Genomic DNA, 18,304 nt, shown 5'->3' with positions numbered 1-18,304 from the left:
TTAAATGACAACCAGAAATAACTGGACTATTCCGGAATCATTGCCTAAAGATTTAATTATCGCCAAAGACGTGATTTATGATTGTTGTGATTATGAAGTTTCTCAGCCGAAACCGGAAGCTGAAAGTGCTGATTATGATGCTTACACTTTTTATTTGAACGGAAAGCACATTTGTTACAGAATGTCTAAAATAACTCCAACAAAAACGGGACAGTTTGTAACGTTGTGGAAGCGGAATAAAACTGGAATCATCGAACCTTTTGATTTTTCAGATGCAATAGATTTTGTAATTATCAGTGTTCGTAAGGATGATTTATTTGGACAATTCATTTTTCCTAAAAGCATTTTACTGGAAAAAGGGATTTTTTCGACAGCAACTAAAGAAGGCAAAAGAGCGACAAGGGTTTATCCACCTTGGGATGAGACAACCAGTAAACAAGCACAAAAAACACAACAATGGCAATTGGATTATTTTTATACAATAAATCCGGATCCGGATTTAAATAAATTCAAAGTTCTATTTTAAACGTAAACAAGGCTATCTCAAAATCGAGATAGCCTTGTTTAGTTAATATAAGAAAAAATACTAAATTGCTGTATAACCACCATCGGCAATGATATAACTTCCGGTTGTAAACGATGACTTTTCGGAACTTAAAAAAACAACCAGCTCTGCAATTTCCTCAGCGGTTCCCAAACGATTCATTGGCGCTTTTGCCGCGATGGCTTTCATAGCATCATTATTTAAATGATCTTTTAACAACGCAGTTTCAATATAACCTGGCCCAACAGCATTACAACGAATGTTTTTTAAAGCATATTCGACTGCTATATTTTTAGTTAAACCTACTACTCCATGTTTTGATGCTGTATAAGCGGGACTAAGAGGAGCTGCAACCTGCCCGTGAATCGATGCAATGTTTACAATACTTCCTCCACCATTTTTTTCCATTTGCTCTAATTGATATCGGCAGGCATAAAAAACACCGCTTAAATTCAAGGCAATTACTTTATCCCAGTCTTCCGGTTCATATTCTCCTGTTGGTTTCGCCGGTCCGCCCATTCCTGCATTATTACAAGAAATGTCAAGTCGGCCATATTTAGAAACAGTTACTTCAACCATATGTTTATTGTCGCTTGCACTCGATGAATCTCCTTTTACAAAAAAAGCTTCTCCACCTTTATCCTTTATCGTTTTTACGGTTGCTTCACCATGTTCTACATTAATATCTGAAAGTACTACTTTTGCTCCTTCTCGAGCGTATGCTTCTGCTACTGCACGTCCAATTCCTGAACCTCCACCTGATACAAAAGCTACCTTGTTTTCTACAAGTGCCATCTTTAATTTATTTAAAATTTGTACTACAATTTACGAAGATATTGACAGACAATCTTTCTAAATATTAAGTTTAGAATAACATTAACGCCATTTGCCAATCAAATGTTATTTCAAAGAAAAATGCTCAAAATCAGCAAAATATTCACTATTTAAAGAATAACCTTACTCCTCATCTAATTTCATATTTCCTCTGTCTTTATGACTTTCAGGATTAGAATTTGGGTAACGATTTGGTGTAACATCTGAGTTTCTGTCTTTGTTCTCTACCGTTTTTTTTACTTCTTCATCTGTCGAAACTCCACGGTTTGCATTTGCACTATTTGTACTCTTCTTATCTGGAACTTCTTTTATTTCTTCATTTACATCTCTGGCTCTTTCTACAACTTCTTTATTACCATCCTCATCTGTGACGACCTCTTTTTTTAGTTTCGATTTATCTACTTCTGTATCGTGAGAAATATTTTTTCCTTTAGATTCATCTATATTTTTTTGTACGCCATTTATCTTTTTTGATCCTAAATTATTAGTTTCCATAATTCTGTATTTTAGTGTTAGTCTTATAATATTACGAATTCTTAAGCTCAAAACTAAGTCCTTTAACATTGCTTTTAGTTTATTTTAAACTTTATATTTCAAACCTCAAAACCAATAACAATATCATTTTCAAAACATTGACCTGATACAATTGTAGATTAACATTCAAAATCATACATTTATATATCCTTATACGATTTAAATAAGAGCTATATTCATAAACAACTTTTAAGGTATAAATCACTTATTATGAACTTTTTTAAAATCAAAACAAATTGGTCAAATGCTGAATTTACTATCATAAAATTATGCATTGCATCTGCTTATCTTTTAATTGGAAGCTACTTTCATAATTTCATCAAAGATTATTATGCTCCTTTATTAATAGTTTTTGGTATAACCTTAATTTGGTTTGTGTATTTATGGCTGAAGAAAATGAAAGCAAGAAATCAGTAACAGATACAATAATTATTTTACTCCGTTTATATTCTTCTTTAATTACAGCCGAAACAAAACTATCTTTGCAGTCAAAAAATACAGCATGCATAAACATTTCATTCTTTTTAAACCTTATGGCTATCTGAGCCAATTTATCTATGAATTAAAAAGAAAGAAAAAGCTTTTGGGAGAATTACATGATTTCCCCGAAGGTACAATGGCTATTGGCAGACTTGACGAAGATTCTGAAGGATTGCTCCTGCTAACAACTGACGGAAAAGTAAGCGAGCAGGTGCGAAGCAAAAAAGTTGACAAGGAATATTATGTTCAGGTTGATGGCATTATTACTCCCGAAGCTATCGAAGAACTGCAAAAAGGTGTTGAAATAGGTTTCGATGGTAGAAAATACAAAACGAAACCTTGCTCTGCTTTTATCGTTACCGAAATTCCGGATTTTGGTCCAAGAGCTAAAAAGATACGGGACGAACGCCACGGACCAACTACTTGGGCATCGATAACCGTTAATGAAGGTAAGTTTCGTCAGGTTCGAAAAATGACTGCCGCGGTTGGTTTTCCTACTTTGAGATTGGTTCGTGTTCGAATAGGAAATGTATATTTACAAAACTTAAAAGCAGGAGAAGTTCTGGAAGTGACGGATTTTAAATTAGAAAAATAATTAGATAATGTGTCAATTTGAAAATTACATAATTCTCAAATTAATCGAATAAACAAATAAACGATAATGCTAAACGTTGTTCTTGTAGAACCTGAAATACCAAATAACACTGGAAATATTGGACGATTGTGTGTGGGTACAGAAAGTAGATTACACTTAATTCATCCTTTTGGATTTGTAATTAATGATAAAAACCTAAAACGCTCCGGTTTGGATTATTGGGTACATCTTGATGTTACCGAATATCAAAATATTGAAGAATGGATTCAGCAGATTCCGGATCAGTCTCGTGTTTTCCTGATGAGTTCTCATGCCGAAAAATCTTATCTTGAAACAGATTTTCAGGATGGCGACTGGTTGGTTTTCGGAAAAGAAAGTATAGGTCTAAGTCAGGAAGTTTTAGCCCGTTTTGAAAATCATTTAACGATTCCGATGTCGAAATTAATCCGCAGTTTTAATATTGCCAATTCTGTGGCTTTTGTGCTTGGAGAAGCTAAGAGACAGATTGGTTTGAAGAAATAATATGGAGAAAGAAATTACAGTTGATGAAGCATTGCAAAAAGGAAGGACAAAACTTGTTCACCTCCCCATGCTTGTCACTTTTGCAATCATCATTTCAAGTATTGTTTTAAGCGTTAACGAAATAGTTTCAAGTTGGATTATTCTAATAGGTTTTTTGGCCGGTTTTATATGTGGATGGCTAACGTGGAGCTATTTTGTCAATAAATGGAAAGTCTGGGCATTTGAAAATGTCCGAAATGTTCGTGAATTAAAACGAAAAGCAATTGAGCAAAAATTAATTTGGAAGAGCGACAGTTGGTTTGAAAAAACAGAATTTAAAAGTTTCGAACAAAAAACAAAACTAAAAGCACTGGAAAAAAAATTTCTTGAAAAAGATATCTACGAAGATGATATTACGATCCCAAAAGAAACTTTAATTTATTATTCGAAAACTTCACTGGTATTTTTATTAATCATAAGCTTAGGTATGACTTCTCTTGGGATATATTTTGTTTTAGAGAAAGATTATATCATGTCCTTTCTTATCCTGATTGGTTTATTTCTTGGCTACAATCAAATTAAAAAACTAAGAGATAATGATCCTCAAATCATAATTAATGATAGAGGTATTAAATTGAAAAGCGAAAAAATAGTTTCCTGGAATAAAATCCATGACGAAAGGGTGTTTACACAAAAAGGCGGGAGAAATTCTACAAATTATCTGGCATTTAATGATCAAATGATTGATATCGACGAGTTAACTGTAAAATTTGATGAGTTGGATAAAATGCTAAAAGTTTACAGAGTACGCTTTGAGAACAATAATTAAGTAATTACAAACTTTCCTTTCTCAGCATCAAAAATAATATGTTCGTCTTTGAATAAAGTAGCAAAACTTCCTTTTGAAATCAAATGACAAGGTTCGTCCTGAACAATTAATTCCGGCGTCATAATAATCATTTCATCACTTAACTGAATCGCCAGATCAATATCATGTGTAGAAAATAAAATACACTTTTGGGTTTCCTGCGTGAGCTTTTTCAGCAATTTAAATAACGAAACTTTGTGCAGTAAATCGAGATGTGTTGTGGGTTCGTCCAGAATAATTAGCGGAGTATCTTGCGCCAAAGCTCTTGCGATTAAGACCTTTTGCAATTGTCCGTCGCTGATTTCATAATGTTTTTTCTGAGCCAAATGCTCGATTTGTGTTAGTTCTAATGCCTCCTGAATTTTCTCAATATCAATTTGGGTTAATGTGTCAATCCAGTTTGTATAAGGCTGACGTCCCAAAGCCACTACTTCAAACACGGAAAGATTGCTTGGCGGTAATTTTTCGGTTAAAACCAAACTTAAGTTTTGTGCTAAATCTAAAGGTTTATAGGTATTTATATCTCTATCGTTCAGCAAAACATTTCCGGATAAAGGCTGCTGAATTCCGGTAATAGTTCGTAACAAAGTCGATTTCCCTATTCCGTTCGCTCCAATTAATGAAATTAGTTTTCCTGAAGTTAAATTCAAATTTAAATTTTCGGCAATAGTCACGGTTGCTTTCTTGGACTTATAGCCAATGCTTAAATTTGAGGTTTTTAGAATAGTTTTCATTGTGGATTATTTTTTAAACACATAGAAACATAGATTTAGTTTTATTATAAAAAAGGAATTTAAAATTTACTCATAAATTAAACATAGTTAGCGCCCTAATATTTTGGGAGTAATCTGAAATATTCATTTACAAATGTTTTTTGACCTTCTTTAAAAATATTAAAACAATTAAAGTTAATTATAATTCCTTTTGGAGCTTTCAAAAGCTTCATGTAAGTAAGAAGTTGAGCTTGATGCACTGCATTTATTTCAGAAACTGTTTTCAATTCTACTACCAAACAATTTTCGACAAATAGATCACATCTAAAATCTGCAACTAGTTCTTTCTCTTTATATAATATTGGGACTTTCATCTCTGTGAAAAAATTTAATTTTCTTTGTAAAAGTTCTTCTCTCAAGCATTGATGATAAACACTTTCAAGTAATCCTTTCCCTATTATTTTATGAACTTCAATAGAAGCACCTAAAACTTCATAAGTTAATTCGTCTAAATATTTTTGAGTAATCATTAATTTTTTAATTGAAATAAAAACTATGTTTCTATGTGTTTAAAAACTAAGATACTATTTATTACTGTAAGTTTTTACTGAAAATTTCTTTTTCGCATTAACAACCAAACCACAACTGGCGCTCCAATTATAGATGTTATGGCATTAATAGGCAATGTGGTATCTAATCCCGGTAATTGAGACGCTATATCACAAAACAACATAATGATTCCACCATAAAAAAACGTACTCCAATATAAAACGGAATGATTACTCGTCTGGAAAGTCAGCTTTGCAATGTGTGGAACCGCCAACCCTATAAAAGCTATCGGACCCGCAAAAGCTGTAACACTTCCGGCTAGAATACTTGTTGCAAATATGATGGTTAGTCTCGCTTTTTTGTAATTCAATCCCATGCTTTTAGCATAATTCTCACCTAAAAGCAATGCATTTAGAGGTTTGATGCTACTTGCGCTTAAGAGCAACCCCAAACCAATGCAAACTGATAGTACGGTAATGGATGTCCAGGAAAGATTTCCAAGACTTCCTAAAGACCAAAATGTAAATTTTTGTAATTGTTCTGCTGAACTAAAATAAGTTAAAACGCCAACAATAGCACTGGTAAAACTACCAAACATAAGTCCTACAATTAAAATTGCCATTGTATTTCGTAAGCGTTGTGCGACTAATAAAACCAGCAATAAAACTGAAATGCTTCCTAACGTAGAAGCCAATACAATTCCGTACGGTGATAATAAAACTGAATTCAGAAACGGTGGCAATAACCCTGCTCCCAAAATTACAACTGCCACTGCTAAAATTGCTCCTGAACTTAATCCCAAAACATCTGGACCTGCCAGCGGATTTCTAAATAAGGTCTGCATAAGCAAACCGCTTATCGATAATCCTACACCCACTAACATAGCAGTAATTGCTTTGGGCAAACGATAATTAATAATAATATATTCCCAAGTCGATTTGCTTGCCTGACCTCCGGTTAAGCTCGTATAAACCTCTTCGAATGGGATGGTAACGGATCCTAAACTAATGTCCAGAAAAAACATAAATAAAAGGGCAAGACCAAGTACCGAAAACAGGATTATATTTCGCTTTTTATTAATCAATGCTATTAATTTAATTTAGAGGCAAAAGTAAACTCATAGCTTGGCAATAACTCAGGGTGAAAGATCTTGATGTAGTCTTTTAACACTAAATCCGGACGACTTGGAGCCAATTCATAATAAACTGTTCCTCCTGTTGCTCCGTACTTTCCTTCGAATGTATATACGTTTTTGTTCTTAAAAGCATCAAACTGACTATAGTGCGGATTTGCTTTTTCTACTTCAGCTAAACTTTTAAACGAACCCGAAGCAATCCAGAAATTAGCCGTTTTACCTTTTACTAATATTTTCTCAAAAGACAAACCTTCGCTTCCTGTTCCTTTTAGATCTGACCATAAATAATTGGCATGAGCATCTTTCATAAATTGAGCTACCCAACTATTTCCTTTGGCTACATACCAAATATCTTCGTACATAGAACCGTATAAAACTGTTGACGTTGCAGGTTTATCAGCTACCAGTTTCTTCGCCTGATCGTAACTGGAAACAATTTTATCAAACAATTCTTTGGCTTTATCTTCTTTACCAAACAAAACGCCGTAAAGTTTAATCCATTCTGCTTTTCCTAGTGGCGATTGCTCCATCCAATCTGCTTGAATCAAAATATTTAAACCGCTTTTTTTCAAATTATCCAACGTTGGATTATTGTTGTCTACACCAAAAGTTACAATCAGATCCGGAGATAACTCGATCAATTGTTCGATGTTCAACTTCTCGTTTTCACCCACATTTTTAACCGCTCCTTTATCGATCAGAGCTCTTGTTTTTTCTGATGAAACATAATCAGTATGCGGAAAACCAACTAATTTATCTTCGACTTCCAGCATTTCAAGAAAAGGGATATTTGTTGTAGAAGTTACAACAACAGATTCTAAAGGAACTTTTATGGTCGTATATTTTTGCAAACTATCCGGAACTTTTGCATTTTTTTCTTTTAATACATAAGTGAATTTCGCATTGGCATTTGGCCACGGATCTGAAACAGTTACAACTGAATATCCTTTACTTTTTACAATAGAAAGTCCGGCAGCATATTCGATACTATTTTTTGCAATTTCCGTTTTTTCAATCTCTGCAGTTTCATTCTTTTTACATCCAACAAGAACAAAAAAAGGTAAAATAAAAATTAATTTAGGTAATAAATGTTTCATCTTTAAGTTATATATTTTTTTAAAGGAATAGTTTTTGCTTCTCGGTTTTAGCTCGTAATATGAATTATTACGATTTGACAATTTAAATTTTGATACTGACAAAGGTAACGTAATTTCTATTTTTTATGATTATCTTTATTCTTACAAAAACCAAAAACGACACCTTTAACCTATGAATAGCATAAAAACAAAAGTTTGCTCCAGCTGCGAATCTTCTTTTAGTTGTGGAGATTTATCAGCAGAAAGCAAGTGTTGGTGCAATGACTTTCCTCCTATTTTTAATCTTTCTGAAGGAAATGATTGCCTTTGTCCGGTTTGTTTTAAAGAAGCTTGCGAGGACAAAATTGATGCTTATGTAGAAACAATTACGCCACAAAAAGCCCTTAAAAACAAAGCGATATCTTTGCCAAAACAAGAAAAATTAATTGAAGGAATTGATTATTATATCGAAAACGACAATTATGTTTTTAAAACCTGGTTTCACCTAAAAAGAGGAAGCTGTTGCGGAAATGATTGCCGCCATTGCCCTTATTAAAAGTTATGAGTTATGAATTATTAGTTATAAGTTCATAACTGTTTTTTTAATGCAATTAGTCTTTTGCGTTAGGGATAGCAGCGGTATCCTTTTATTTTTTTCTTTAAAAAATAAAAGATATAGCGGATAGCCCGACCGCAGGGAACGCCATAACAATTCACAACTTACAATTCACAATTAAAAATGATTTGCTTAATTACCGGAGGCGAGCGATCAGGAAAAAGCAGTTATGCCCAAACTCTAGCCTTACAACTTTCAGATTCACCAATATATGTCGCAACAGCCAGAAAATGGGATGCTGATTTCCAGAACAGAATCGATCGTCATCAGCAGGAACGTGATGAACGCTGGACAAATATTGAGAAAGAAAAATACTTAAGCGAAATTAATTTTACTAAAAAAACAGCACTTATTGATTGTGTTACCCTTTGGCTGACAAACTTTTTTACAGATCATCAATATGATGTAAATTTAAGCTTAGAGGAAGCAAAAAAGGAGTTTCTTGCGATCGCGAATCAAAAAAATGCTACACTAATTATTGTAACCAACGAAATTGGAATGGGCGTTCATGCCGAAACTCATATTGGCAGAAAATTTACTGAATTGCAAGGCTGGATGAATCAATTTTTGGCTTCTAATGCAGATCAAGTGGTTTTGATGGTTTCCGGAATCCCGGTTAAGATAAAAGGTTAAAAAATAAAAATCCATTTTTTTTAAATTCCAAATTCCAACGCTATCCTTTATCTTTACTTAAATCTTTAAATTTTAAATCCTTTTTAAGATTGAATTGGAATTTAGAATTTAAAAAATTGGAATTTAAAAATGAGCTACTTAGATGATATTTTAAAATCGCGTCGGGACACCCGACATTTTACCACTGACGAAGTTCCTGATGAAGTGATCGAAAAAGCATTGCAAGCCGGACATTGGGCACCTTCTGTAGGATTGACAGATGCTACACGTTATTTTATTATTAAATCTCCTGAAGTTAAAACGGCTGTAAAGAATCTCTTTTTAGATTATAATAAAAAGGCCGAAGAACTAACTGATAATCCTGAACAAAAGGAACGATACAAATCCTTGAAACTTGAAGCGATTGAAGAAGCGCCAATTGGACTTATTATTGCATATGACCGATCTGTTTTGAACCAATTTACGATTGGAACTGTGGGCAGCAACGAAGCAGTAAAATTTAGTTCAGTTTGTGCTGCACAAAATATCTGGCTTTCGCTAACTGAGCAAGGTTACGGAATGGGCTGGGTTTCGATTTTGAATTATTATCAGTTTAAAAAGATTCTTGATTTACCCGAAAACATTGAGCCTTTGGGTTATTTCTGTATTGGAAAACCGGCCACAAATTACGACAATCAACCCATGTTGCAGCAACTGAATTGGAAACAAAAATCTGAAGCTCCTGATTGCAAAGAAATCAAAAATATTACTGAATGTCACATATCTGATTTACCTAACAAAATTTCTGCTAAAAATGAAACTGAAAGTGATTTTAATACACTTTTGCAGGAAAAAATAGACTCTAAAACAAAACCACTTGGAGCTTTGGGAACTCTGGAAACACTTGCTTTTCAGATGGCAACGGTTTTTGAAACTCTAAATCCAAAAATAATAAATCCTAATATCGTTGTTTTTGCCGCTGATCACGGAATTGCAAATCATGGCGTTAGTGCTTATCCGCAAGATGTAACCCGACAAATGGTCGCGAATTTTCTGGAAGGCGGAGCTGCCATAAATGTTTTTTGTAATCAAAACGATATTCATTTATCGATCGTTGATGCCGGAGTCAATTATGATTTCCCTACAAACGCTAATTTGATTAATGCCAAAATCGCCAAAGGAACCCAATCCTTTTTGCATGTTCCTGCCATGAGCGAAAATGAATTGAATTTGTGTTTTGAGAAAGGAAAAGCTATTGTTGAAGACATTGCAAAAACGGGATGCAACTGTATTGGTTTTGGCGAAATGGGAATTGGTAATACCTCTACAGCTTCTGTTTTGATGAGTCTTTTAACAGATTCTCCTATTGAGGAATGTACTGGGAAAGGAACCGGGATTGAAAACGAAAAATTACTTCAGAAACAAGAATTACTCAAAAAAGCAATTGAAAATTATTCAGGCCAAGCCGAATTAAAACAACATCTCGCCTACTTTGGAGGTTTTGAAATCCTGCAAATCGCCAGCGGAATGTTAACTGCCTATGAAAACAAAATGCTGATTTTAGTAGATGGTTTTATTTGCAGCGTAGCATTTTTGATAGCTTCTAAAATAAATCCCGACATTCATAAAAATGCTGTTTTTTGTCATTGCTCTGCCGAAAAAGCACATCAAGGATTATTGAATTATTTTGATGCAAAACCTATTTTAAATCTTGATTTGCGCTTAGGTGAAGGAACTGGATGTGCCATTGCTTTTCCTATTTTAAAATCGGCTGAAGTTTTTCTGAATGATATGGCTAGTTTTGAAAGTGCCGGGGTTAGCAGGAAGTGATGAAGTCCCAGTTTTCAGTTTTCAGAAAAAAAACAATCATTTGCCACAATCTATGTCATTTCGACGAAGGAGAAATCACACTAGAAATTCCCCAAAGAAAATCAACAATCTTTGTCGAGCCCCGAGTATGATTTCTCCTTCGTCGAAATGACAAGACTAAATTAAATTTATATTAAAAATGAAAAAAGAACTACATATCTTCTTCACTTCCTTAATGTTCTACACCCGAATTCCTTGTCCTAAAAACATTGATCATCATCCTGATTATTTGAATAAAGCCACACGTTATTTTCCTTTGATTGGTTGGATTGTGGGAACCATTTCCTTTCTGGCTTTTTATCTTTCTTCTTTTTTTCTCTCAACAGAAACTGCAGTGATTATTGCTCTTATTATATCTGTACTAACAACCGGCGCCTTTCATGAAGATGGATTTGCTGATGTTTGCGATGGTTTTGGCGGAGGATGGACGAAAGAAAAAATCCTGATCATTATGAAAGATAGTGCGATTGGCGCTTATGGAGCAATTGGTTTGGTTTTGCTTTTTTTATTAAAATTCAAATTGCTTTCAGAATCTGTTTCGCTTTTTAAGGCAGATAATGCTATCGCTCTTTTCCAGATTTTTCTTTTATTTATTTCCGCGCATGCTTTAAGTCGTCTTGCTGCTATATCGATTATTTTTACTCACGAATATTCTCGCGAAGACGCTTCGAGCAAAAGCAAACCTATTGCTAAAGAAAATACCTGGAAAGAAATTTTAGGTTCATTTTTCTTTGGGTTAATTCCGTTATTGGTTTTATCTTATTTTCAATATCAATTTCTTTTAGCTGTAATTCCGGTATTTGTAATGCGCTATTTTTTAGCTCGTTATTTTCAAAAATGGATCGACGGCTATACCGGAGATTGCCTGGGAGCAACACAACAAGTTTGTGAAGTTATTTATTATTTAAGCATTCTTTTGATATGGAAATTTATCTAGTCCGTCATACCGAAACGATTTGCGAGAAAGGAGTTTGCTACGGACAATCGGATGTGGGTTTAGCAGAACCTTTTGAAAACATTTTCGAAAACATTGTTTTGCAATTACCCTCAGAAGCTGTTATTTTTTCGAGTCCCTTAAAACGTTGTATGATTTTGGCCGAATACATTCAGAAAAACATACAGGCAAATTCATTCGAAAAAGATGCACGACTGCTAGAAATGAATTTTGGTGATTGGGAAATGAAAAACTGGAACGATATTCCACCGGAACAACTCAATCCCTGGATGGAAGATTTTGTAAATATTAATGCTTTAAACGGGGAATCATTTATAGAATTACATAAAAGAGCTGGTGATTTTTTATCGCAGCTTTCAAAAGAAATAACAACGCCTGTCGTTATTGTTGCGCATGCCGGTGTAATTCGAAGTATATTATGTCATCATAGTTCGCTGCCATTAAAAGACGCCTTTAACAATAAGGTAGATTTTGGGCAAGTCATCAAAATTGAACTATAAACGTCTTTTTGTTCAGAATTTGTTTTTAAAACTCAAACAAATTTGAAAAATCGACAATTTTAACTTTATCTTTGCACGAAATTAAGGTTGTGTTCATTTTAAACACATTAAAAGGGAATCAAGTAAATAATTAAAAAAATCTTGAGCTGTACCCGCAACTGTAAGCTTTGTTCTTAAACGAATGCTTGTTGTTAACTACAAAACCACTGCTCGCCCCGGCGAATGGGAAGGTAAACAACAAGACGCAAGCCAGGAGACCTGCCTTTGTAACAAATATCGAGCTCTCGGGAAAAAGAGTATTGAAATTATGACTTTAAAAAAACTTTTTGCTTTTTGTTTACTGTTGTTGTGCCAGATTATTTCGGCGCAAAGTGATTCTATTAATAAATTAAAAGAAGTCATCGTTTCTGATACCAATCTTAAGAAATACTCGAACTCACAATCAGTTCAGGTATTGAATGATTCTGTCATTAATAAAAATCAATCTTCCTTAACTTCCCTTTTAAATTACAATACTGTTATTTATTTTAAAGAAAATGGTCTTGGCATGACATCCGGCCCTTCTTTTAGAGGAACTACCGCATCACAAACTGCCGTTATCTGGAATGGTATCAATATCAATTCGCAATTTCTGGGTCAGACAGATTTCAACACCATCGGAACAAGAGATTTCAATTCTATAGCTGTAAAAGGCGGGGGCGGAAGTGTTCTGTACGGCAGCAGTGCCATAGGCGGAAGTATACACCTTAACAATGATTTACAATTTAAAAAAGAGTTTTCAAACCATCTCTTTTTTAGTGCCGGCAGTTACGATACTTACAGTGCCAATTATCGCACTATGGTTTCATCAAATAAGTATAGTCTGCAAGTAAGTTTTTCCAGAAACAGTTCAGAAAATGATTTTAAATATCCTGGAAATACGGATCAGAAAAACATCAATGGAGAATACTACAATACGAGTATGAACACCACTTTTGGTTATAAAATCAATTCTAAGAATACTATAAAATTATACAGCCAGTTTTATGATTCTGAGCGTCATTTTTCTTTAACTACTCCTACAGCATCCAAAACAAAATACGGCGATTTTAATACCCGAAACCTTTTAGAATGGGAAAATAAATTTGATCGGTTTACTTCGAAAGTAAAATTAGCTCATATTGGTGAATCTTATAAATATTTCTCTGACATAGATTCTGATTTGTTTACTTATGGAAAAGTCGAAACCTCAATTATAAAATATGATTTGGCTTTTGATGTAAATGACAAAATAAAACTTAATTCGATCATTGACTATAATCGTAATAAAGGATACGGATCAAGCATCAATAATGTAAAAAGAGAAATAGGTTCTGCAAGTTTATTATTAAGTCATTTAGTAACTGATAAATGGGATTATAACGCTAGTATTCGTCAGGAAGTAACCGACAATTATGGCAATCCTTTTCTTTTTTCTTTAGGAACAAGGTATTTGTTTACCGATTTTTATCGCATAAAATTCAATGCTTCTAAAAATTTCAGAATGCCTACTTACAATGATTTGTTTTGGGAAGGAAGCGGTAATCCTAACTTAAAACCTGAGACATCTTATCAGGCGGAAATTGGCAGTGAATTTTTCACGAAAAACTTTTCATTATCTGTAACTACTTACTACAATTCGATCACAGACTTATTGCGCTGGGTACCATCACAAGGAGGCGGAGACAATTGGTCGCCTGAAAACACAAAAAAAGTGAGAGCTTATGGAGCCGAAGTACTTCTGGAATGGAGAACTAAAATAGACAACCATAATTTTACGCTTAATGGTACTTATGCCTATACTGTTTCAGAAAGCAAACAGTTAATAAGCGGTGAATTGGTCTATAAGCAACTTGTATATGTTCCTTATCATAAACTAACAGGATCGGTTTCGTACAATTGGAAAAAAGTATCCTCTTATTTTCAGTATTTATATAATGGCGATGTTTACAGCACTCCTTTTAATAATCCTGCAACCAGAGTAAAAGATTATAACGTTGGAAATTTTGGAGCTGATTATGATTTTGGAAAAAAGAACAGTTACAAAATTGGCTTTCAAATATTTAATATCTGGAACGAAAACTATCAACCTGTCATAAGCAGACAGATGCCCGGAACAAACTATACTTTATACATTAACCTTAATTTTTAAATATCATGAAAAGATTTAATAAACTGTTTTTAACCATTGCGATAAGCTCGGTATTTCTTGTGTCGTGTAGCAATGATGACAATGATAATCAAGCGCCAAGAGGAGATTATGATGGTGGGCTATTCATTGTTAACGAAGGTAATTTTTTAACGCCAAATGGAAGTATCTCTTATTTATCAGATGATTTACAAATAGAAAACAACGTATTTACTTTAGTAAACCCAGGCAAAGTTACTGGTGACACTCCTTTATCTGTTAGTTTTAATGGTGATGTAGCTTATATTGTTGTAAACGGTTCTAATAAAATCGAAGTCGTTAACAGATATACTTTCAAAAGTATTACCACTATTACTACAAACATAAAAAACCCAAGATACATTGCTTTTGCAAATGGAAAAGGATATATAACAAACTGGGGAGATATCGCTATTAAAACAGATGATTATGTAGCGGTTCTTGATCTTACCTCAAATGCTGTTACTTCTACAATTCCTGTAGTTGAAGGTCCTGAAAAAATAGTTGAGAACAACGGTAAACTTTATGTAGCGCACAAAGGCGGAGGCGGACAAGGAAACTCACTGAGTATAATAAACGCTGCAAATAATACAGTTACATCAAATTTTGTAGTAGGTGATGTTCCTAGTTCATTAGTAAAAGAAAACGGAACTCTATATGTATTGTGCAACGGAAGACCTAGTTATGCAGCGCCGGAAACAACCGGTAAAATCGTTAAAGTTAATTTAAGCACGAATGCAGTAACATCTACTCTTGATTTTCCCGGACTAACGCATCCTGATTTCTTAGATATTGACAATAGCAAAATATATTATACTATTGGAAACAGTATTTATTCTATGGCAACAAACGCAACGGCTTTACCAACAGCAGAAACATTTAAAGCAAAAGAGGTTGGTTCTCTTTATGGCTTTGCTGCAAAAAATGGTAAATTATATGTGGCTGACGCAGTAAACTATCAGGATAACGGAAACATTTATCTTTATTCTTTAACAGGAACGGTTTTAAATAAATTTGGAGTATCTATTTTACCAAACGGTTTCTACTTTAATAACTAATCTAAAAGCAGATTAAGTTTTAGTTCCTGAACATAAAAAAAGGCTTTCATTTCTGAAAGCCTTTTTTATTGGTCTTATTTTAATGCTCTTAAAAGTCCTTCCGGCGCTTTCTCTATATACATTTGATCTCTTGTTCCGGTCATTGCTTTACTATCTGTAAAGTTCCTTAAAACTATTCCTTTATCTAATTGTACTTTTTTACCCGTTGATCCGGTAATTTTCGAAATGGCAACACTTAGTAATGGCTCTGACGAATCTCCTAAAACACCTAAATTAGTTATGCGCTCTAATTGTTCGTAAGTAGGTTTTAAACCGTCTGTATATTCGCCAAAATCAGCAGCATTTACAATTTTCAAAACCAGGGGCTGCATTGCATATTTATGATTAGGATTTCTTTGTGCTTTTCCAAAAGTTGGAGAATCATATAAAGTTATCGAACCTACATTTTTTCCAACAGTAGTCTCACCTACCTGAATTACAGAAACATAAGGCGCTAATCCGTTTATTACTAATTCACTCGCAGATGCTGTACCGCTTGTTGTTATAATATATATTTTTGACAAGTTTAAGCTATTAATTGCAGCTCCGTCTATTTTGTCAACAAACCTGTTATTCAATGATTCCGGATCTTCGCTTTCGTAAAACTCATTAATTTTTGCATTCCATTTTTCTTTAGCAAAAATCTTATTGGTAAATTGTCCCGTAATCATACTTGCCAAACGTGTTGCTGTTTGTATAGAACCACCTCCGTTATATCTTAAATCCAAAACAAGATCTGTAATTCCTTGTGATTTTAACTCAGCAAAAGCTGCATTAAGCTGTGAATCATAATTGGCATAAAAACCATTGTACATTAAATAACCAATTTTTGAACTTCCTGATGGAATTACTTTATTAATAAAAACTGGATTTTCATTGAGAGTTGTCTTAACCAGTGCAACTGTCTTTCCGTTAGATTCAAAATCAGTTCCGGTATAAGAAGCCATATTTAAAGTAAAACTATCAGCCGCTAAAAGTGCCTGATAATTTGAAACTGTAAGTTGGGTTCCGTTTACGGCTGTAAAAAGATCTCCACGTTTGATATCTTTGTTCGAAGCATCAGAATTTGGAATAATATAACGCACATAGCCCACTAAATTAGTCGCGCTTCCCGGTCTATAGCCCAATCTAAAATCTACACCATTATTTTTTGTAGTTCCCTGAAGTTCTTGTTCCAAAACGCTGTAATCAGAAACAATCCAACTAAAGCGATCGATTGCCTGACCTTTTGGGAATTTACTAATTGGTTTATTCAATAAGTCCTGAAATAAATCTTCCGGTTTAGAATATCCTCTTAAAAAAGAATTTAAAGATTCCTGATTATTAAAACGATCATCTGCTAAATTAGGAACATCTGCTTGCCATAAATAGAATTGATTTAATCCTTTCCAAACAAAATCATTTACTTGCAAAGCCGCAGGAGCCGCCACATCATCCTGATCCTCGCAAGATTGCAAAGAAAAGGCAAGTAAAAATAATAACAGGACGCTCTTTAATATTGTTTTCATATAGTGGGTATATCTAGTACTAACGTAAAAATAGTATCTTTAGTTTTAACAATGATAAATTTAAAGTGTTTTTTGTTATAAAATTTACACATCATCATGTAACAAAAATAATAGTGCTTCGTCTTGACTATATAAGCTAACGAGTAACCAACGAATAACTACCAAATTTTATGAATCAAAATGTGTTTATAGAATTAATAAATCCTTTTAAAGACAAAGTTTTTCGTCTGGCAAAAAGATTATTAACCAGTACCGAAGAGGCGGAAGATGCAACTCAGGAAGTAATGGTAAAATTATGGAATAAAAAAGAGAATTTAAGCGATTATAACAACGTAGAAGCTGTTGCGATGACCATGACCAAAAATTATTGTCTGGATCAGCTAAAATCAAAAAGAGCCGGAAATCTTAAAATTGTTCATAATAACTATACTGATCGGGAACCTTTATTAGATAAAAAACTAGAAGATTCTAATAGTTTAGAATGGGTGGAAAAAATTATAAACCAGTTGCCTGAACAACTGCAAATATTAATTCAGTTGCGCGATGTTGAACAATATGAATTTGAAGAAATTGCGAAAATTGTCAATATGAATGAAACGGCTATTCGGGTAGCACTTTCGAGAGCGAGAAAAAAAATAAGAGAATCAATGCTTAATACACACGGTTATGGAATTCAATAAAATAGAGGATATATTAGAAAAATACTTTCAGGGAGAAACGACTATTGCCGAAGAAAAAGAATTAAAAGAATATTTTTCTTCACCAAATGTTGCGCAGCATTTAGAGCAATACAAACCTATGTTTGGTTATTTCTCTCAGGTAAAAGAACAAAAATCGACGCAGGAAATACCATTACAAACTAAAAAACGAAATGTAGCATGGTTATCAATTGCGGCTTCGGCTGTTGTTTTACTGGGAATTGGGTCCTATTTTTACGTGAGCGAAAAAAATACACCTCCGGTTGTGGCGCAATCAGAATTAGGAACCTACGATAATCCGGAAGAAGCTCTCGCTGCGACGCAAAAAGCTTTGGCCTTATTATCAAGCAATGTTAATGTAGGTATAGAAAGTGTACAATACATTAAGGAATATGAAGAATCAAAAAACAAAATTTTTAAACAATAATTAAAATT

General features: G+C 33.7%; 21 protein-coding genes and 1 riboswitch. Of the genes, 14 read left to right on the top strand and 7 right to left on the bottom strand.

Annotated elements, in window-relative coordinates; translation table 11 throughout:
* Positions 1-4: 4 nt before the first annotated feature.
* A complete protein-coding gene (locus ACQKCJ_RS11375; RefSeq protein ID WP_271335182.1) occupies positions 5-526 on the top strand; it encodes a MepB family protein in 522 nt (173 codons plus the stop codon).
* Positions 527-586: 60 nt separating this feature from the next.
* Here ACQKCJ_RS11375 and ACQKCJ_RS11370 read toward each other — a convergent pair whose 3' ends face one another.
* Both ACQKCJ_RS11370 and ACQKCJ_RS11365 read right to left on the bottom strand, forming a co-directional pair.
* Positions 587-1,339 carry an SDR family NAD(P)-dependent oxidoreductase gene (locus ACQKCJ_RS11370; RefSeq protein WP_427402054.1) on the bottom strand — a complete coding sequence of 251 codons (753 nt, stop codon included), beginning with the start codon at positions 1,337-1,339 and terminating at the stop codon, positions 587-589.
* A gap of 162 nt (positions 1,340-1,501) precedes the next feature.
* On the bottom strand, positions 1,502-1,873 hold the full coding sequence (locus tag ACQKCJ_RS11365; RefSeq protein WP_271335184.1) for a hypothetical protein: 372 nt from the start codon (positions 1,871-1,873) through the stop codon (positions 1,502-1,504).
* A 249-nt stretch (positions 1,874-2,122) separates the two neighbouring features.
* Between ACQKCJ_RS11365 and ACQKCJ_RS11360 the strand changes: the two genes are divergently transcribed.
* From ACQKCJ_RS11360 to ACQKCJ_RS11345, 4 genes are all read left to right on the top strand, one after another.
* Positions 2,123-2,329 carry a hypothetical protein gene (locus ACQKCJ_RS11360; RefSeq protein WP_271335185.1) on the top strand — a complete coding sequence of 69 codons (207 nt, stop codon included), beginning with the start codon at positions 2,123-2,125 and terminating at the stop codon, positions 2,327-2,329.
* A gap of 85 nt (positions 2,330-2,414) precedes the next feature.
* Entirely contained in the window at positions 2,415-2,987 is a 573-nt protein-coding gene (locus tag ACQKCJ_RS11355) for a pseudouridine synthase (RefSeq protein ID WP_427402053.1), read from the top strand.
* Between the two features lie 66 nt (positions 2,988-3,053).
* Positions 3,054-3,509, top strand: a complete 456-nt coding sequence (locus ACQKCJ_RS11350) for a tRNA (cytidine(34)-2'-O)-methyltransferase (protein ID WP_427402052.1) — start codon at positions 3,054-3,056, stop codon at positions 3,507-3,509.
* Between the two features lies 1 nt (position 3,510).
* Entirely contained in the window at positions 3,511-4,317 is an 807-nt protein-coding gene (locus ACQKCJ_RS11345; protein WP_427402051.1) for a hypothetical protein, read from the top strand.
* Here the strand turns inward: ACQKCJ_RS11345 and ACQKCJ_RS11340 are convergent.
* The 4 genes from ACQKCJ_RS11340 to ACQKCJ_RS11325 all read right to left on the bottom strand — a co-directional run bounded on the left by ACQKCJ_RS11340 (position 4,314) and on the right by ACQKCJ_RS11325 (position 7,850).
* Positions 4,314-5,090, bottom strand: a complete 777-nt coding sequence (locus tag ACQKCJ_RS11340; RefSeq protein WP_427402050.1) for an ABC transporter ATP-binding protein — start codon at positions 5,088-5,090, stop codon at positions 4,314-4,316. The genes ACQKCJ_RS11345 and ACQKCJ_RS11340 overlap by 4 nt on opposite strands.
* A gap of 95 nt (positions 5,091-5,185) precedes the next feature.
* Positions 5,186-5,599 carry a GxxExxY protein gene (locus tag ACQKCJ_RS11335; protein ID WP_427402049.1) on the bottom strand — a complete coding sequence of 138 codons (414 nt, stop codon included), beginning with the start codon at positions 5,597-5,599 and terminating at the stop codon, positions 5,186-5,188.
* Between the two features lie 74 nt (positions 5,600-5,673).
* Positions 5,674-6,702, bottom strand: a complete 1,029-nt coding sequence (locus ACQKCJ_RS11330) for an iron chelate uptake ABC transporter family permease subunit (RefSeq protein WP_427402048.1) — start codon at positions 6,700-6,702, stop codon at positions 5,674-5,676.
* Between the two features lie 5 nt (positions 6,703-6,707).
* Positions 6,708-7,850: an ABC transporter substrate-binding protein gene (locus tag ACQKCJ_RS11325; protein ID WP_427402047.1), complete on the bottom strand. Its 1,143-nt coding sequence runs from the start codon at positions 7,848-7,850 to the stop codon at positions 6,708-6,710.
* 172 nt (positions 7,851-8,022) lie between these two features.
* Between ACQKCJ_RS11325 and ACQKCJ_RS11320 the strand changes: the two genes are divergently transcribed.
* From ACQKCJ_RS11320 to ACQKCJ_RS11290, 7 genes are all read left to right on the top strand, one after another.
* A complete protein-coding gene (locus ACQKCJ_RS11320) occupies positions 8,023-8,385 on the top strand; it encodes a DUF5522 domain-containing protein (protein WP_271335192.1) in 363 nt (120 codons plus the stop codon).
* Positions 8,386-8,568: 183 nt separating this feature from the next.
* Positions 8,569-9,078: a bifunctional adenosylcobinamide kinase/adenosylcobinamide-phosphate guanylyltransferase gene (gene cobU, locus ACQKCJ_RS11315; RefSeq protein ID WP_427402046.1), complete on the top strand. Its 510-nt coding sequence runs from the start codon at positions 8,569-8,571 to the stop codon at positions 9,076-9,078.
* A gap of 129 nt (positions 9,079-9,207) precedes the next feature.
* A complete protein-coding gene (gene cobT / locus ACQKCJ_RS11310; RefSeq protein ID WP_271335194.1) occupies positions 9,208-10,887 on the top strand; it encodes a nicotinate-nucleotide--dimethylbenzimidazole phosphoribosyltransferase in 1,680 nt (559 codons plus the stop codon).
* A gap of 178 nt (positions 10,888-11,065) precedes the next feature.
* Positions 11,066-11,863: an adenosylcobinamide-GDP ribazoletransferase gene (locus ACQKCJ_RS11305; RefSeq protein ID WP_271335195.1), complete on the top strand. Its 798-nt coding sequence runs from the start codon at positions 11,066-11,068 to the stop codon at positions 11,861-11,863.
* The gene (gene cobC, locus ACQKCJ_RS11300) at positions 11,848-12,381 is read left to right on the top strand and encodes an alpha-ribazole phosphatase (protein WP_427402045.1); all 534 of its coding nucleotides are present in this window, start codon (positions 11,848-11,850) and stop codon (positions 12,379-12,381) included. The genes ACQKCJ_RS11305 and cobC overlap by 16 nt, the downstream gene beginning before the upstream one ends.
* Before the next feature lie 67 nt (positions 12,382-12,448).
* Positions 12,449-12,661, top strand: a riboswitch (cobalamin riboswitch).
* A 27-nt stretch (positions 12,662-12,688) separates the two neighbouring features.
* Positions 12,689-14,551, top strand: coding sequence for a TonB-dependent receptor plug domain-containing protein (locus tag ACQKCJ_RS11295; RefSeq protein ID WP_427402044.1), 1,863 nt, complete (start codon positions 12,689-12,691; stop codon positions 14,549-14,551).
* A 5-nt stretch (positions 14,552-14,556) separates the two neighbouring features.
* Positions 14,557-15,624: a YncE family protein gene (locus tag ACQKCJ_RS11290; protein ID WP_427402043.1), complete on the top strand. Its 1,068-nt coding sequence runs from the start codon at positions 14,557-14,559 to the stop codon at positions 15,622-15,624.
* Between the two features lie 74 nt (positions 15,625-15,698).
* On the opposite strand, the gene ACQKCJ_RS11285 is transcribed toward ACQKCJ_RS11290, so the two are convergent.
* Entirely contained in the window at positions 15,699-17,171 is a 1,473-nt protein-coding gene (locus tag ACQKCJ_RS11285; protein ID WP_271335199.1) for a S41 family peptidase, read from the bottom strand.
* A 170-nt stretch (positions 17,172-17,341) separates the two neighbouring features.
* Between ACQKCJ_RS11285 and ACQKCJ_RS11280 the strand changes: the two genes are divergently transcribed.
* Together ACQKCJ_RS11280 and ACQKCJ_RS11275 are read left to right on the top strand one after the other, a co-directional pair.
* Positions 17,342-17,851 carry an RNA polymerase sigma factor gene (locus tag ACQKCJ_RS11280; protein WP_271335200.1) on the top strand — a complete coding sequence of 170 codons (510 nt, stop codon included), beginning with the start codon at positions 17,342-17,344 and terminating at the stop codon, positions 17,849-17,851.
* The gene (locus tag ACQKCJ_RS11275; RefSeq protein WP_271335201.1) at positions 17,838-18,296 is read left to right on the top strand and encodes a hypothetical protein; all 459 of its coding nucleotides are present in this window, start codon (positions 17,838-17,840) and stop codon (positions 18,294-18,296) included. The genes ACQKCJ_RS11280 and ACQKCJ_RS11275 overlap by 14 nt, the downstream gene beginning before the upstream one ends.
* The last annotated feature ends 8 nt before the right edge of the window (positions 18,297-18,304 follow it).

The organism is Flavobacterium sp. NPDC079362, from assembly GCF_050267765.1.
Classification (GTDB): Bacteria; Bacteroidota; Bacteroidia; order Flavobacteriales; family Flavobacteriaceae; genus Flavobacterium; species Flavobacterium azizsancarii.
Note: the sequence above shows the minus strand (reverse complement) of the source record. Positions and strands in the feature narration are given on the sequence as shown.